At 38.2% G+C, this 14,944-nt stretch carries 16 protein-coding genes; 15 read left to right on the forward strand and 1 reads right to left on the reverse strand.

Translation table 11 applies throughout. From position 1 onward, the window contains the following. Nucleotides 1–90: 90 nt before the first annotated feature. The 14 genes from POF52_RS19780 (at nt 91) to POF52_RS19845 (ending at nt 12,667) form a co-directional block, all read left to right on the forward strand. Complete coding sequence (locus POF52_RS19780; protein ID WP_176585274.1) at nt 91–1,116, forward strand: methionine ABC transporter ATP-binding protein; 1,026 nt, start codon at nt 91–93, stop codon at nt 1,114–1,116. Beyond that, the gene (locus POF52_RS19785; RefSeq protein WP_013085342.1) at nt 1,109–1,777 is read left to right on the forward strand and encodes a methionine ABC transporter permease; all 669 of its coding nucleotides are present in this window, start codon (nt 1,109–1,111) and stop codon (nt 1,775–1,777) included. Before POF52_RS19780 ends, POF52_RS19785 begins: the two co-directional genes overlap by 8 nt. Before the next feature lie 17 nt (nt 1,778–1,794). Further along, the gene (locus POF52_RS19790; RefSeq protein ID WP_013059649.1) at nt 1,795–2,631 is read left to right on the forward strand and encodes a MetQ/NlpA family ABC transporter substrate-binding protein; all 837 of its coding nucleotides are present in this window, start codon (nt 1,795–1,797) and stop codon (nt 2,629–2,631) included. A gap of 122 nt (nt 2,632–2,753) precedes the next feature. Further along, nucleotides 2,754–3,119: a carboxymuconolactone decarboxylase family protein gene (locus POF52_RS19795; protein ID WP_013059648.1), complete on the forward strand. Its 366-nt coding sequence runs from the start codon at nt 2,754–2,756 to the stop codon at nt 3,117–3,119. A 239-nt stretch (nt 3,120–3,358) separates the two neighbouring features. Continuing rightward, entirely contained in the window at nt 3,359–4,144 is a 786-nt protein-coding gene (gene sufC / locus POF52_RS19800; RefSeq protein ID WP_013059647.1) for a Fe-S cluster assembly ATPase SufC, read from the forward strand. Nucleotides 4,145–4,161: 17 nt separating this feature from the next. Continuing rightward, nucleotides 4,162–5,469 carry a Fe-S cluster assembly protein SufD gene (gene sufD / locus POF52_RS19805; RefSeq protein WP_034648489.1) on the forward strand — a complete coding sequence of 436 codons (1,308 nt, stop codon included), beginning with the start codon at nt 4,162–4,164 and terminating at the stop codon, nt 5,467–5,469. After that, nucleotides 5,469–6,689, forward strand: a complete 1,221-nt coding sequence (locus tag POF52_RS19810; RefSeq protein ID WP_074896357.1) for a cysteine desulfurase — start codon at nt 5,469–5,471, stop codon at nt 6,687–6,689. The genes sufD and POF52_RS19810 overlap by 1 nt, the downstream gene beginning before the upstream one ends. Further along, on the forward strand, nt 6,679–7,113 hold the full coding sequence (gene sufU / locus POF52_RS19815; protein WP_013085338.1) for a Fe-S cluster assembly sulfur transfer protein SufU: 435 nt from the start codon (nt 6,679–6,681) through the stop codon (nt 7,111–7,113). The genes POF52_RS19810 and sufU overlap by 11 nt, the downstream gene beginning before the upstream one ends. Nucleotides 7,114–7,158: 45 nt before the next feature. Next, nucleotides 7,159–8,556 carry a Fe-S cluster assembly protein SufB gene (gene sufB, locus POF52_RS19820; RefSeq protein WP_013059643.1) on the forward strand — a complete coding sequence of 466 codons (1,398 nt, stop codon included), beginning with the start codon at nt 7,159–7,161 and terminating at the stop codon, nt 8,554–8,556. A gap of 102 nt (nt 8,557–8,658) precedes the next feature. Further along, nucleotides 8,659–9,513 carry a DUF72 domain-containing protein gene (locus POF52_RS19825; protein WP_013059642.1) on the forward strand — a complete coding sequence of 285 codons (855 nt, stop codon included), beginning with the start codon at nt 8,659–8,661 and terminating at the stop codon, nt 9,511–9,513. 131 nt (nt 9,514–9,644) lie between these two features. Then, complete coding sequence (locus POF52_RS19830) at nt 9,645–9,947, forward strand: YunC family protein (protein WP_013059641.1); 303 nt, start codon at nt 9,645–9,647, stop codon at nt 9,945–9,947. A gap of 89 nt (nt 9,948–10,036) precedes the next feature. Beyond that, nucleotides 10,037–10,789 carry a sporulation protein YunB gene (gene yunB / locus POF52_RS19835; protein WP_013085335.1) on the forward strand — a complete coding sequence of 251 codons (753 nt, stop codon included), beginning with the start codon at nt 10,037–10,039 and terminating at the stop codon, nt 10,787–10,789. 247 nt (nt 10,790–11,036) lie between these two features. Continuing rightward, on the forward strand, nt 11,037–12,551 hold the full coding sequence (locus POF52_RS19840; RefSeq protein ID WP_034648496.1) for a sodium-dependent transporter: 1,515 nt from the start codon (nt 11,037–11,039) through the stop codon (nt 12,549–12,551). After that, the gene (locus POF52_RS19845; RefSeq protein ID WP_080967536.1) at nt 12,551–12,667 is read left to right on the forward strand and encodes a methionine/alanine import family NSS transporter small subunit; all 117 of its coding nucleotides are present in this window, start codon (nt 12,551–12,553) and stop codon (nt 12,665–12,667) included. The genes POF52_RS19840 and POF52_RS19845 overlap by 1 nt, the downstream gene beginning before the upstream one ends. 29 nt (nt 12,668–12,696) lie before the next feature. Here the strand turns inward: POF52_RS19845 and POF52_RS19850 are convergent, their stop codons facing one another. After that, the gene (locus POF52_RS19850; RefSeq protein ID WP_271994289.1) at nt 12,697–13,698 is read right to left on the reverse strand and encodes a M23 family metallopeptidase; all 1,002 of its coding nucleotides are present in this window, start codon (nt 13,696–13,698) and stop codon (nt 12,697–12,699) included. Nucleotides 13,699–14,014: 316 nt separating this feature from the next. Here POF52_RS19850 and lipA point away from each other — a divergent pair, with 316 nt between their 5' ends. Then, on the forward strand, nt 14,015–14,914 hold the full coding sequence (gene lipA, locus POF52_RS19855; protein ID WP_013059637.1) for a lipoyl synthase: 900 nt from the start codon (nt 14,015–14,017) through the stop codon (nt 14,912–14,914). Nucleotides 14,915–14,944: the final 30 nt, after the last annotated feature.

Genomic DNA, 14,944 nt, shown 5'->3' on the forward strand with positions numbered 1-14,944 from the left:
CTTTTTTGATGGGGAAAATTGTTTTACGGCTTTTTCATCCTATAGGGCAATCTAACATAATTAAGTTTTTACTAAAGAAGGTGAAGAAATATGATTACATTAACAGACGTTACAAAAATTTATCAGGCTAAAAGCGGTCAAGTAACAGCTGTTGATAATGTGAATCTAACCGTTAATCAAGGTGAAATTTACGGAATTATTGGTTATAGCGGAGCGGGGAAAAGTTCTTTAATTCGCTTGCTAAACGGGTTAGAAACACCAACGACAGGAACGGTCGAAGTAGCAGGTAATGATATTGGAAAAATTAAAGGCGGAAAACTCAGAAAAGCTAGACAAGAAATTAGTATGGTGTTTCAGCACTTTAATATCTTGTGGTCGCGTACGGTGCGAGAAAATATTGCCTTTCCGTTAGAAATAGCAGGGATCTCAAAAGAAAAAAGAATGAAAAAAGTAGACGAGCTTATCAAGCTAGTCGGGCTTGAAGGGCGTGAAAATGCTTATCCATCACAGCTTAGCGGTGGACAAAAGCAGCGTGTTGGTATTGCTCGAGCGCTAGCCAATAACCCAAAAGTATTGCTGTGTGATGAAGCAACATCAGCGCTTGATCCTCAAACGACAGATTCCATTTTAGATCTGTTAGTAGATATTAATGAGAAGCTAGGGTTAACCATTGTATTGATTACTCATGAAATGCACGTTATTCGTAAAATTTGTCATCGGGTAGCTGTTATGGAAAATGGAGCAGTGGTAGAAGAAGGGCAAGTGCTAGAAGTGTTCCGAAAACCTAAGCAGCCGATTACAAAACGATTCGTTCAACAGATTTCTGAACCAGAAGAAACGTTTGAAACAATTGAACAAGTACAGGAGTTATATCCAAGCGGGCAAATTATTCAGCTGACGTTTGTTGGCGGAAAAGCAGAGCAACCGCTCATTACAACGATTTTAAAACAGTTTGATGTAACGATTAATATTTTGCAAGGAAAGATTTCTCATACACAAACAGGTTCATACGGAACGTTGTTCGTTCATTTAGACGGAGAATTAACAGAAGTTGAAAAAGTCATTGCATACATTCATGAGCAGCAGGTAGAAGTGGAGGTAATGACAAATGCTTGAGAAACTATTTCCAAATGTTATTTTAGATGATTTTATTCAAGCGACAAATGAAACACTATATATGACGGCTATTTCAGTTATAGCCACGTTTGTTCTAGGTATTTTATTGGGCTTGCTTTTATTTTTAACGTCCAAAGGACAGCTTTGGCAAAACAAACCTTTATATGCCATTGTGTCAGCAGTTGTAAATATCTTTCGTTCCATTCCATTCATTATTTTAATTGTTTTACTGATTCCATTTACCAAAGCATTGGTAGGAAGTATTTTAGGTGCTAATGCAGCGTTACCTGCTTTAATTGTTGGAGCAGCACCATTTTATGCGCGTCTTGTAGAAATTGGTCTGCGTGAAATTGATAAAGGTGTTATTGAAGCTGCTAAATCAATGGGAGCAACAACAAGTACTATTATCTTTAAAGTGCTGTTACCTGAATCGCTGCCAGCTTTAATTTCTGGTTTGACGGTAACGACGATTGCATTAGTCGGCTATACGGCAATGGCGGGTGTGATTGGAGCTGGAGGTCTTGGAAACCTTGCATATTTAGAAGGATTCCAGCGCAGTCATAATGACGTAACGCTAGCCGCTACAATCTTAATTTTGATTATTGTATTTATTATCCAACTTATTGGGGATGCGATTACTGCAAAAATTGATAAAAGATAAAGGGAGGATTATTTATTATGAAAAAATGGCTTTCGGCTTTAGCATTAACATCTGCACTAGTAGTAGGATTAGCTGCGTGTGGATCTAACAATGGATCAAAAGATGAAAAGAAAATTGTCGTGGGTGCATCTAATACGCCTCATGCTGAAATTTTAGAACAAGCAAAACCGATTTTAGAAAAACAAGGAATTGACTTAGAAATTAAAAAATTCCAAGATTACATCTTACCGAACACAGCTCTTGCAAACAATGAAATTGATGCAAACTACTTCCAGCATGTTCCTTATATGAATTCAGTATTAAAAGATCACAAGGGTGAAAAAGGGTATGATTTCGTAAGTGCCGGTGCCATTCATATTGAACCAATTGGTATCTACTCTAAAAAATACAAAAGCTTAAAAGATCTTCCGAAAAACGGTACAGTTATTATGCGTGATGCGGTAGCAGAGCAAGGACGTATATTGTCGATTTTTGAAAAAGCTGGCGTGATCAAATTAAAGCCAGGCGTAAAGAAAATAGATGCACAAATTAAAGATATTGTAGAAAACCCTAAAAATTTAAAATTTAAAGCCGATGTTGAAGGCGGATTGTTACCTCAAATGTACAAAAACAATGAAGGTGACGCTGTTGTTATCAATGCTAACTATGCTATCGATGCTGGTTTAGATCCAGTAAAAGATCCAATCGCAGTTGAAAGCAAGGAAAATAACCCTTATGCAAACATTATTACGGTTCACAAAGGCGACGAAAATAAAGATACGGTGAAAGCTTTAGTAAAAGTTCTTCACTCTAAAGAAATTCAGGACTACATTAAAGAAAAATACAAAGGCGGAGTACTGCCGGTAAATAAATAATAGAAGAAAAGCGCTTGCCCACTCTGGGCAAGTGCTTTTTTTGTATGCGGGAAAACGAATAACTCTTATTTTTCTCACGCATACTAACCGTGAAAACTTTACTGATGATGGGAGCTGACGTTATGCAGCAAGAGGCACGTCATTCAACTGAGCAAGCACTTCATGATTATAAAATGGGTGTTGGGAAATTTAGCGAAAAATTGCCGGAAGTAACAAAAACGTTTAATGCGTTTACTGAAGCATGTTTTGGAGAAGGTTCTCTTTCTAAAAAAGAAAAGCAGTTAATCGCGTTAGGAATCAGCGTAGTAGCTCAAGACGAGTACTGTATGATTTATCATACAAAAGGCTGCATTGATCAAGGTGCAACTGAACAAGAAATTTTAGAAGCATGCGGAGTGTCAGCAGCATTTGGCGGAGGCGCAGCGATGAGTCAGTCCGTTACGCTTGTCCAAGAGTGTATTTCAGAACTGACTAGCCACACGCACTAAGTAAATAAAGAGGGTAAAAAAGCTTGTCTTAGAAGGCTCTATGGAGTCTTTTAAGGCAACTTTTTTATGAGTGGATTTAGTCTTGAAAAATGTACATAATGGTTTAAAACCTTTTGGGTCAAAAGGTTGCTATAAGTTTTCATTTGTTATAAGATTGTAATGAGAATAAAATGAGAATAATTAAAAAGATATAGGTATATCGTTTTTTACTATATACGTCTATAACTGGAGGTTTTAATATGGCAGGGTCAACTTTAACAATTAAAGATCTTCATGTTGCAATTGAAGGTAAAGAAATTTTAAAAGGTGTTAATTTAGAAGTTAAGGGCGGCGAAATCCATGCAATCATGGGACCAAACGGTACTGGTAAATCAACATTATCTTCAGCAATCATGGGACATCCTAAATACGAGGTTACACAAGGAAGCATCACGCTAGACGGCGAAGATGTACTTGAGATGGAAGTAGATGAGCGCGCTCGTGCAGGTCTATTCCTAGCGATGCAATATCCAAGTGAAATCAGCGGTGTAACAAATGCAGACTTCCTACGTTCAGCAATCAATGCTCGTCGTGAAGAAGGCGAAGAAATTTCACTAATGAAATTTATCCGTCAATTAGACAAAAACATGGATTTCTTAGAAATGGATCAAGACATGGCACAGCGTTACCTAAATGAAGGTTTCTCTGGCGGTGAGAAGAAGCGTAACGAAATTCTTCAATTAATGATGCTTCAACCAGGAATTGCAATTTTAGATGAAATCGACTCTGGATTAGATATCGATGCGTTAAAAGTTGTATCAAAAGGTATTAATGAACTGCGCGGCAGCGAGTTCGGTTGCTTAATGATTACTCACTACCAACGTTTATTAAACTACATTACACCAGATAAAGTTCACGTTATGATGCAAGGTCGCGTTGTAAAATCAGGCGGACCAGAATTAGCACAGCGTCTAGAAGCAGAAGGTTATGACTGGATCAAACAAGAATTAGGTATTGAAGACGAAACTGTAGAGCAAGAAGCTTAAGAGTTAGGAGGATCTCTATGACTATTGATACGAAATTACCATTTGATCAAGAGTACATCAGCAGCTTTTCAAAAGAAGCTAATGAACCAAGTTGGCTGTTAGATCTTCGCTTACAAGCTCTTGCAAAAGCAGAAGATCTTGCACTTCCAAAGCCAGATAAAACAAACATTTCGAAATGGAATTTTACTGCTTTTGACAAGCACACTTCACAGGCAAGCACAATCTCATCTGTAGACGAGCTTCCAGAAGTGGTTAAAGCATTGATTGATACAGAAGCTGTTAAAAATCTATATGTTCAGCGTGACCAAACAGCTGCATACTCAACTTTAACAGAAGAGCTAAAGTCTCAGGGCGTTATCTTCACAGATATTCAAACAGCCGCTAAAGAGCATAGCGACCTTGTTGAGAAGTACTTCATGAAAGACGGAGTTAAAGTAGATGAGCACCGTTTAACTGCATTAAACGCAGCGTTATTAAACGGCGGTGTATTTGTATATGTTCCTAAAAATGTAGAAATACAAGAGCCGCTTCAAGCTGTATTTGTCCGTGAAGATGAAGAAGCAGCTTTATTCAACCATGTGATTGTTGTAGCTGAAGACAACAGCTCAGTAACATATGTAGAAAACTACATTGCGACTGCTGAAGAGTCAAACGGTGTTGTCAATATCGTGACGGAAGTATTCGCTAACAGCAATGCAAAAGTAACGTTTGGAGCTGTTGACTACTTAGCTAAAGGCACAACTACTTATGTGAACCGCCGCGGCGTAGCGGGCAAAGATGGTCGCATTGAGTGGGCTTTAGGCTTAATGAGTGAAGGAAATACAGTTTCAGAAAATACAACGTATCTAATGGGCGACGGTTCATATGGAGATACAAAAACGGTAACAGTTGGACGTGGAGAGCAGTCTCAAAACTTAACAACAAGTATCGTACATTTTGGAAAACATTCTGAAGGCTACATTTTAAAACACGGCGTTATGAAAGAAAGCGCGTCTTCAATCTTTAACGGTATCGGTAAAATTGAACACGGTGCGTCTAAATCAAACGCTGAGCAAGAATCTCGTGTGTTAATGTTAAGTGAAAAAGCACGTGGAGACGCAAACCCAATTCTTCTAATTGATGAAGACGATGTAACAGCAGGACACGCTGCATCTGTTGGACGCGTAGATCCAATTCAGCTTTACTACTTAATGAGCCGCGGTATTCCGCAGACAGAAGCAGAACGTCTAGTTATCCACGGGTTCTTAGCACCAGTTGTAAACGAGTTGCCAATCGAAACGGTTAAAAAGCAATTAACAGATTTAATTGAAAGGAAAGTTCGATAATGAATATCTCTGATATTCGTAAACAATTTCCTATTTTAGACCAAGAGGTAAATGGCAGCCCACTCGTTTATTTAGACAGTGCAGCAACTTCACAAAAGCCGCTTGCTGTAATTGAAGCAATTGAGAAGTATTATAAAGAATATAACTCAAACGTACACCGAGGTGTTCACACGCTTGGTACAAGAGCAACAGACGGATACGAAGGTGCTCGTGAAAAGGTTCGTAAGTTTATTAATGCAAAATCAACGGAAGAGATTATTTTTACGCGCGGTACAACGACAGCTCTTAATACAGTAGCTGCAAGCTATGGCCGTGCTAATCTCAAACCTGGTGATGAAATTGTGATTACTTATATGGAGCATCACAGCAACATCATTCCTTGGCAGCAAGTTGCCAAGGAAACAGGTGCAACGTTAAAATATATTTCATTAACAGAAGATCATGCACTTTCACTAGAAGAGGTAAAAAGCACGATTACATCCAACACCAAAATTGTATCGATTATGCAAGTATCTAACGTATTGGGCACAATTAACCCAGTAAAAGAGATTGCAGAAATTGCACATGCTAACGGTGCAGTAATGGTTGTGGATGGTGCGCAAAGTACGCCTCATATGAAGGTGGATGTACAAGATTTAGACTGTGATTTCTTTGCTTTCTCTGGACATAAAATGGGCGGACCGACTGGAATCGGGGCTCTTTATGGAAAGAAAGAGCTTCTTGAAAAAATGGAACCAATCGAGTTTGGCGGCGAAATGATTGACTTCGTAAACCTATACGAATCAACGTGGAAAGAGCTTCCTTGGAAATTTGAAGGAGGTACGCCAATCATTGCAGGTGCAATTGGTTTAGGTGCAGCGATTGATTTCTTAGAAGAAGTTGGTTTAAATAATATTCAAGCACATGAGCACAAGTTAGCGCAGTATGCACTGGATCGCTTATCGCAAGTAGATGGAATTACGATTTACGGACCGAAAGAGCGAGCGGGTGTTGTGACGTTTAATATTGAAGATGTGCATCCGCATGACGTTGCAACAGTAGTAGACGCTGATGGAATTGCGATTCGTGCAGGTCATCACTGTGCGCAGCCGCTGATGAAATATTTAAACGTATCTTCTACTGCACGTGCAAGCTTCTATTTGTATAACACGGAAGAAGAAGTAGATAAATTGGTATCATCATTAATAAAAACGAAGGAGTATTTTACAAATGGCTTTTAATAATTTAGATACTCTCTATCGTCAAGTAATTATGGACCATTATAAAAATCCGCGTAATCGTGGAACATTGAATGAAGATACTGTGAACATTCATATGAATAATCCGACGTGTGGAGACCGCATTGAACTTTCTTTAAAAGTAGAGGACGGCAAAGTGGTGGATGCAAAGTTCGAAGGTGAAGGATGTTCAATTTCAATGTCATCAGCTTCAATGATGACACAAGCAATTAAAGGTCAAGAAGTAGACAAAGCGTTTAAAATGGCCCATATCTTCTCTGACATGATGCAAGGTAAAGAGTATGATGATAGTATAGATTTAGGAGATATTGAAGCACTTCAAGGTGTAGCAAAATTTCCTGCGCGTATTAAATGTGCAACACTAGCGTGGAAAGCGATGGAAAAAGGTCTTAACGAACAAAAATAAGACCTTCATTCATTCCCAATCCTATCAAGTAGGGGGTAATAAAAGATGGCTAAAAAAATGCCAGAAATCGGCGATTATAAATATGGATTTTCCGATAAAGACGTATCAATTTTCCGCTCAAAACGCGGTTTAACGAAAGAAATCGTAGAAGAAATTTCTCGTATGAAAGAGGAACCACAATGGATGCTTGACTTCCGTTTGAAATCTCTAGAGCACTTCTACAACATGCCAATGCCACAATGGGGCGGAGACATGGCAAGCTTAGACTTTGATGAAATTACGTACTACGTAAAACCATCTGAGAAGTCTGAACGCTCTTGGGATGAAGTTCCTGAAGAAATTAAACAAACGTTTGATAAACTAGGTATTCCTGAAGCAGAGCAAAAGTATCTTGCGGGTGTATCAGCTCAGTACGAATCTGAAGTTGTTTATCACAATATGAAAGAAGATCTTGAAGCACAAGGTATCGTATTTAAAGATACGGATACGGCGCTAAAAGAAAACGAAGATATTTTCCGTGAGCATTTTGGAAAAGTTATCCCGCCAACGGATAACAAATTCTCTGCACTTAACTCGGCGGTTTGGTCTGGTGGATCATTCATTTACGTACCAAAAGGCGTAAAAGTAGATACACCATTACAAGCTTATTTCCGTATTAACTCTGAAAATATGGGACAGTTTGAGCGTACGTTAATTATTGCTGATGAAGGCTCACACGTTCACTATGTAGAGGGCTGTACAGCACCTGTTTATACAACAAACTCTCTTCACAGTGCCGTTGTAGAGATCATCATCAAAAAAGATGCGTATTGCCGCTATACAACAATTCAAAACTGGGCGAACAACGTATACAACCTTGTAACAAAACGCGCGGTTTGTGAAGCAAACGCAACAATGGAATGGATTGATGGAAACATCGGTTCTAAGTTAACAATGAAATATCCAGCTGTTATCTTAAAAGGTGAAGGTGCACGTGGTATGACATTATCTATTGCCCTTGCTGGTAAAGGACAGCACCAAGATGCTGGTGCAAAAATGATTCACTTAGCACCGAACACATCTTCAACGATCGTATCAAAATCAATTTCAAAACAAGGCGGTAAAGTAACATACCGCGGTATCGTACACTTCGGCCGTAAAGCAGAAGGTGCACGTGCGAACATTGAGTGTGATACGCTGATTATGGATAATCAATCAACTTCTGATACAATTCCGTACAATGAGATTTTAAATGACAACATCTCACTTGAGCATGAAGCGAAGGTATCGAAAGTATCTGAAGAACAATTATTCTATCTAATGAGCCGCGGTATTTCTGAAGAAGAAGCAACAGAAATGATTGTAATGGGCTTTATTGAGCCATTTACAAAAGAGCTTCCAATGGAATATGCAGTAGAAATGAACCGTCTAATCAAATTTGAAATGGAAGGTTCAATCGGTTAATAATAGATCAAAACTCGTTTGCTGTTTATGCAAACGAGTTTTTTTGTATCGTTTGTATTAAAATAAAGAAAAGCGAAGCTAAGAACATAGAGGAGGAGTGGCATGATTTATATTGGAGTTACAGGCTGGGGAGATCATGATTCATTATATGAAGCGGGGGTTTCATCAAGAGACAAGCTTGCCGTATATGCAGGCCATTTTCCAATTGTTGAAGTCGATTCATCTTTTTATGCAATTCAACCAACATCAAATGTAGAAAAATGGGTGAACGATACACCGGAATCTTTTCGTTTTGTGGTAAAAGCCTATCAAGGTATGACAGGGCATATGAGAGAAGGAAATCCGTTTGATAGCAAAGAAGAAATGTTTCATGCGTTTTTAGAATCAGTGAAGCCTTACGTAACATCGAATAAACTTGGTATGATTTTATTTCAAATGCCGCCCTGGTTTGACTGTACAAAAGAAAATGTAGCCTATTTGAGATATAGCCGCGAGAAGTTTGGCGATTTGCCAGTAGCGCTTGAGTTTCGAAATCAATCTTGGTTTAAGCCATTTTTCTACGATAAAACGCTGACATTTATGGAACAAGAGAAGTGGATTCACGGTATTTGTGATGAACCGCAGGCAGGAGAAGGCTCTATTCCTATTGTGATTCATGCTACAGATAAACAGAAAACACTTATCCGTTTTCACGGACGAAACGTACACGGTTGGAATAAGCCCGCAGAAGGCAATTGGCGAGCAGTAAGGTTTTTGTATCGTTACAATGAAAAAGAGCTCCTAGAGTGGAAAGAACGGCTTGAAAAGCTGCAAAAACAAACGAAGGACATTTACCTGTTATTTAATAATAACTCGGGCGGAGATGCTGTACATAATGCCAAACAGCTCATGAGTTTATTAAATATTGAATATGAGAATTTAGCTCCTAAACAATTAGATTTTTTTAATGAATTTTAGCACTGAGTCCTATAAAAGTTTATATAAATAAGGAAGAAGGAATATAAACGTCAAATAGGTAGAAAAGTATATGTAAAACCTCACTTTTTTCTTTCAAAATCATAAATTGATTAAGAAAGGAGTGAGTTACTATGATTACCTTAGCGCCTATCGTAATTGAAGGTCATACGTTTAATGCAGTTACCGTATTGCTGCCAAAAACAACTCTGTTAACAATCTCATCAGATAAAGGTTACATTATGTGCGGAGCACTAGACGTAGGTCTATTAAATGATAAATTAGCTGATCGTCAAATAATAGCTGGAAGAGCTGTAGGTGTACGTACAATTGAGCAGCTTCTTGAAGCGCCTCTTGAATCTGTAACGCTTGAAGCTGAAAAAAGAGGGATTTTTAAAGGAACAATTGGCAAAGATGCTTTATTGAAAATGCTTTAATATAGTCGAGAATTTAAGATAAAACTTTTTAAAAGAAGCGTGAACCTCCTTATACATGCATACATATAGCTTGTAAGGAGGGATTTTTTTTGGTTAAACTTCGTCGGAAATTAACAAGAAAAGGCCCGCTTCCTTTTCGTTACGTTCTGTTGCTCACCTTTCTTTTTTTTATGCTTTCTACAGGGGTAGGATTATGGCTAATTAATAGAGGGATTGAACCGACGTTAATGAAATATGCTGAAGCACAAACAAAAGAGATTGCAACTTTAGTTATTAATAAAGCGGTGAATAAACAGGTACTTGATCAATTGGACGTAGATGTTATTAAAGTGGAATCTACACCTAACGGTCAAGTAGCTAAAATTGACACAGCGCTTGTAAATCGGGTTAGAGCTCAAACTACGTCATTTGTCCAGGCTAACTTAAAAGAAGCAGAGAAAGGGAATTTAGATGCACTTGAACTTCCAACAGATATTCGTATTGAAAAAAGTGAAAAGTTGCGGAATCAAGGAATTGTATACCAAGTTCCGCTTGGGCAAGCGACTAATAATGCGCTGCTTGGAAATCTAGGTCCGCTGATTCCGGTTAAATTTCATGCTATTGGTGATGTTCAAACAGACGTAGTGCGAAAAATCGAGGAGTATGGAATAAATAATGCGTTTCTTGAAGTATCTATCAAAGTAAAAGTAAACATGCAAATCATTATCCCATTTGCAACTAAAAAAACAACCGTTACGGCTACAATCCCGGTCGGAGGCACCGTTATTCCCGGAAATGTTCCTGACTATTTTAACGGTGGAAACTCGTCTTCTCCGGCGATTGAACTTCCGAAGAAAAATTAACAATATTATATTAACGTGATAAAGTGTTATTAAAAAAGCAGGTGCGGAAGTTCAAAAAGACTTTCACACCTGCTTTTATTTGTTGGGTAATTTATCTGAATTTTCTATAAAAAGTATTTTGACATACTATCTTCTCCCTTCTATAATTTGAGATAGGAAGTTATAGAAAGAATAATCTAAAAATTATAAAAATTCTTGTTGATCTACGATAAAAAGAGAGTAGGGAGAGAACAAGAGGGGAATTACGGTGGAAAATAGGCCGCAGTGGGGATCAAGAGCAGGTTTTATTTTAGCAGCAGCAGGTTCAGCAATTGGACTAGGGAATATATGGAGGTTTCCAGCTACTGCGTATGAAAACGGAGGAGGAGCATTTTTTCTTCCCTATTTATTTGCTCTGTTGACGGCGGGAATTCCTATTTTAATCATGGAGTTTGCTATAGGTCATAAATATAAAGGTTCTTCTCCTTTATCCTTAGCGAGACTAAGTCCAAAGGCTGAGTGGCTAGGCTGGTGGCAAGTAGCTATTTCCTTTTTTATTTCAATTTACTATTCCGTTATTATCGCGTGGGCGATGTCGTATTTTATCTTTTCATTTAAGTTAAGCTGGGGAAAGGATACGGAAGCGTTTTTATATGGAGATTACCTAAAATTAGCTGAAGCACCAGGACAAACAGGAAGCATTGTATTACATGTTTTAATTCCGCTTGTACTTGTATGGATTGTCACGTTGGGTGTGTTATTAAAGGGAATCAAAAAAGGAATTGAAGCGGCAAACAAAATCTTTTTACCAACACTAATTGTTCTATTTTTAATCATCGTCATTCGAGCAGTAACATTGGACGGAGCAATGGAAGGTCTGCACGCTTTCTTTAAACCAAACTGGAGCGCAATTGGAGATGGAAAGGTTTGGATTGCAGCATATGGTCAAATTTTCTTTAGTTTATCTGTTGGTTTTGCTATTATGATCACTTATTCCAGTTACCTTCCTAAAAAATCTGATTTAACTAATAATGCGTTTATTACTGGATTCGGTAATTCCGCTTTTGAATTACTAGCGGGAATCGGTGTGTTTAGCGCACTAGGTTTTATGGCTACTCAGCAAGGTATCCCAATCGATAAGGTGGTTCAGGGAGGAGTAGGACTAGCCTTTGTTGTTTTTCCGCAAATTATTAATGAATTTCCGGCCTTTAAACAGCTGTTTGGAATGTTATTCTTTGCTTCCTTAACATTAGCAGGATTAACGTCACTTATTTCAATCATTGAAACCTTTGTAGCGGGCATTCAAGATAAATTTACTATCTCACGTACAAAATCTGTATTAATAGGCGGAGGAATCGCTTCAATTTGTTCGCTGTTATTTGCAACACAAGGCGGACTTTATTTCTTAGATGTGGTCGACTATTTCATTAATAACTTTGGAGTTGCTTTAGCAGGCTTAGTAGAAGTTGTATTAGTTGCTTGGGTATTTAAAAAGTTGAGCAGCCTTCAGCAGCATGCAAACGAAGTTTCTGATATCCGAATCGGTTCATGGTGGAAAATATGTTTAGGAGTCGTTACACCACTTGTACTTGGGTATATGATGTTTGATAACTTCCGAAAAAATATTTCGGAAAATTACGAGCAGTATGCAACAACTTTTGTAGGTCCTTTTGGTTGGGGCGTGGCAGCTCTGGCAGTTATTTTAGGAATTGCTTTTTCTTTTGCACGATGGAAAGATGGGACGATTCGTTTGTCAGTTAAAGAGAAGGGGGTTTCTAAATAATGGATGGAAGTTCAATAACAATGATGGTTGTAGGAATGGTCATCATATGGGGCGGATTGGCCGCGAGTATTGCTCATGCTGTGAAAAAAGCAAAGGAAAGCAAAACATCAGGATAAAAAACAGGAAGCATCAGCTTCCTGTTTTTTTATTTTTTCTTTAGTTCTAAACGATCATTTCGTTCCCACGTTCTTAACTGAGGATATGGGTCAAACGACCACTCATTTTTACCGTTATCTTTATACATTCCATAATGTAAGTGAGGAGGGAATTTCCCAGAAGTTCCAGGAGGTCCATAACCGGAACTTCCTACTCCGCCAATGGGTGTTCCTGGTTCTACAATTTGTCCTACTTTTAAATTTTTTGCAAATCCGCTTAAATGAGCTAAATAGTGATAGTTATTATGAAGGTCACGAATACCGATTCGCCAGCCTCCATATTTATTCCACCCTTTAAGCTCAATAATGCCATAGCAAGGGGATTTTACTGGAACTCCGTAATCTGCAAAAATGTCTGTTCCTTCATGAATTCGTTTGCCACCCCAGCCGCGCGCATCTCCCCATGTACTGCGATAACTGTAGTTCGCACGCAGAGGCACCGGAAATGAAGAACCTTTTAAATCAATGCGTCCATAATGCCGAAAAATTTTGGCATTCCCTAAAATAATATCAACTGCTTTAGCCCGGTGATAATAGTTCCAAAGGGCAATTTTAATATAGTCTTCGGACACCCCGAACGTCCGAATATAATCTGCCATTGTAAAAAGCATATCTTCATCATTAAATTGGTCTGCTTTTTTATCTCCGTTCCCATCTTTGCCCATTCCCCCGAGCAGAGAAATAGTAAGTGGGTTTGTATCTTCCAAATTTGGATTTAGAGAACCTGACCATTTTTCTGGAGGATAATAAATGGCGATCGCGCCTTTTTCTCTTGGAATATCTTTATGAGAGCGTCGAATATTTCGTTCATACTGGTCAATCCCAGCAAAGTAATACCAAGGAATTGTAGTAGCGGCTTCCATTTGTTTATACAGCTCTAATCTCTTTTGAATAAGTATTTTTTCTTGATCTGCTGATGATTCAGCTGTTACGTGGTGCCATCCTGTGAATATAGACATGAACATAAAAAGTAAGATAATCGTTTTGCGCATCGTGTTTCCCCCTTTCTAAAAATAGTGTGTAATACTAGTTTGCAGCGAGAAAAAAGATTTCATAAATATTAATTAATGGAAATCGCTTCAAAACTTTTTTAAAGAATTTTATTCAGAAGATAAATGGAAATTATACGGAGGATGAAAACGCACACATTTGAATGAAAAATAGAAGAAAACTGAGGAAAATAAAGAGCAGACAACTTGTCGAATCTCACTTTTTTATGATAAAGTGACATATAGTTATGTTTTTAATATGTAGTTAAAATTAAGCATATAGGTTATAGACATTTTCTAGATTGGTGGAGTTGATAATATGGCAACAAAAGAAGAGCATGTCCGCAAACCCGAGTGGCTGAAGATTAAGCTAAACACAAACGAAAATTACACAGGCTTAAAGAAAATGATGCGTGAGAAAAACCTTCATACAGTTTGTGAAGAAGCAAGATGTCCGAATATTCATGAGTGTTGGGCTGTTCGTCGTACGGCAACTTTTATGATTTTAGGAGAAGTATGTACACGTGCCTGTCGTTTTTGCGCGGTTAAGACAGGTTTACCAACAGAATTAGATTTAGAAGAGCCAGAACGCGTAGCGGATTCTGTTCAGCTAATGAACTTAAAACATGCGGTTATTACAGTTGTAGCTCGCGATGATTTAAAAGACGGAGGAGCAAGTGTATTAGCTGAAACAATTCGTGCGATTCGTCGTAAAAATCCATTCACAACAATTGAAGTATTGCCTTCTGATATGGGCGGTGTGGAAGAGAACTTACGTATTGTAATGGATGCACGTCCTGACATTTTAAATCATAATATTGAAACAGTACGCAGCCTTACGCCTCGTGTTCGTGCTCGTGCTAAATATGAGCGTTCTCTTGAGTTCCTTCGCCGTGCAAAAGAAATGCAGCCGGATATCCCTACGAAATCAAGTATCATGCTTGGTCTAGGAGAAACAAAAGAAGAAATTATTGAAACGATGGATGATTTGCGTGCGAATAATGTAGATATTATGACGCTAGGCCAATATCTACAGCCAACTAAAAAGCACATAAAAGTTCAAAAATATTACCATCCAAATGAATTTGAAGAGCTAAAAGAAATTGCATTATCAAAAGGATTCAGCCATGTTGAAGCAGGTCCTCTTGTACGTTCTTCTTACCATGCAGATGAGCAAGTTAACGCTGCTGCAAAAAACAAAGCACAAGAAAGCAAATAAGGTAAAAAAGGTGATGATATGCTCATCACC

It is taken from the genome of Priestia sp. AB (genome assembly GCF_028369225.1).
GTDB classification, from domain to species: Bacteria; Bacillota; Bacilli; order Bacillales; family Bacillaceae_H; genus Priestia; species Priestia megaterium.